A 1,136-nucleotide genomic window follows, 5' to 3' on the forward strand; every position below is an offset into this window, starting at 1 on the left:
ATTGCCGTTCGCATCACGCGTGTACTGCTCGTAGTTGTTCGCGTCGGCGTAGCACCGAACGCTTTGTCACCATCCAGCAGTCATGGCGCTATCAGAAACCGGCTCGACTACCCTTCCGTCTGCGCGCCGTCCCGCCGCTTTATCAGTGGATGAAGCTCTCCGGACGCTGGCTCGAGACCGCCGGCTTTGCGCCACGCTCCCGCGTGCGCATTACCGTCGAGCACCAGCGGCTCATCATTACCCCGGCATCGGCATAGGGGGTAGCCATCAGGCTACGCCCCTGCCACACCACCCGGCATGCGGGACCGCACCGGGCGGTTCGGGAAGTTGAGGTCAGGAGAGACGGGGTAAGCCGAGCCGGTCAAACCATGCAATAGGCAGCACACTATTGAGCAGTTTGCTGCCACTGTTGCGCCACCAGCGACGGCTGTTCGCCGCCACCTGTCGCGCAACATCATGCGTCGCGCCGAGTGCGCGCAGCTCGCGATACATGGTCGGACCGCGTTTCCAGTGCTTCAGCTGGATCGCGCGCAGGCGGTGACGTACCCATTTGTCCAGTTCGCGCATCACGCCCGGCGTCTGCGCCAGACGGAAGTAGCCTTTCCAGCCCAGCAGGTAGGGGCGCAGCTTCTCCACCACCTGCGTCAGACTACGTCCGCCCCGGCGCGTCAGTTCCCGCACGCGCTGCCTGAACGTGGCCAATGGTTTGACTGCCACCTTGCGCTTGACCGCGCCACCCGCAGCTACCCACAGGCTGTAGCCCAGGAACTTGCGACCGAACACGCTTGCCACCGCGCTTTTGGCTTCGTTGACCTTCAGGCGTAACCGCCCGTACTGCCGCCGCAACAGTGCCATCACCCGTTCGCCCGCACGGCGCGAGCGAACGTACACGTTCGCATCGTCGGCGTAGCGCACAAAGCAATGACCCCGTCGCTCCAGTTCCTTGTCCACTTCATCGAGCAGCACGTTCGCCAGTAACGGTGAGAGCGGACCGCCCTGGGGCGCCCCCTCGTGCCGCTCCTGCACCACGCCATCGCTCATCACGCCCGCATTCAGGTACGCCCGGATCAGCCGGATCACTCCCGTGTCTCCGATACGCTTGTGCAGCCGGTCGATGAGAATGTCGTGATTGACCC

The 1,136-nt window shown here is 64.2% G+C and carries 2 protein-coding genes; one reads left to right on the forward strand and one right to left on the reverse strand.

What is annotated here, in order from left to right; genetic code table 11:
- Positions 1 to 149 precede the first annotated feature (149 nt).
- Positions 150 to 257 carry a SymE family type I addiction module toxin gene (locus tag BO1_RS61945; RefSeq protein ID WP_322788568.1) on the forward strand — a complete coding sequence of 36 codons (108 nt, stop codon included), beginning with the start codon at positions 150 to 152 and terminating at the stop codon, positions 255 to 257.
- A gap of 76 nt (positions 258 to 333) precedes the next feature.
- Here BO1_RS61945 and BO1_RS48945 read toward each other — a convergent pair.
- Positions 334 to 1,136, reverse strand: an 803-nt coding sequence (locus tag BO1_RS48945) for a group II intron maturase-specific domain-containing protein (protein WP_028223792.1), incomplete at its 5' end; no start/stop codon positions are given.

This window comes from Paraburkholderia oxyphila NBRC 105797 (assembly GCF_000685075.1).
Classification (GTDB): Bacteria; Pseudomonadota; Gammaproteobacteria; order Burkholderiales; family Burkholderiaceae; genus Paraburkholderia; species Paraburkholderia oxyphila.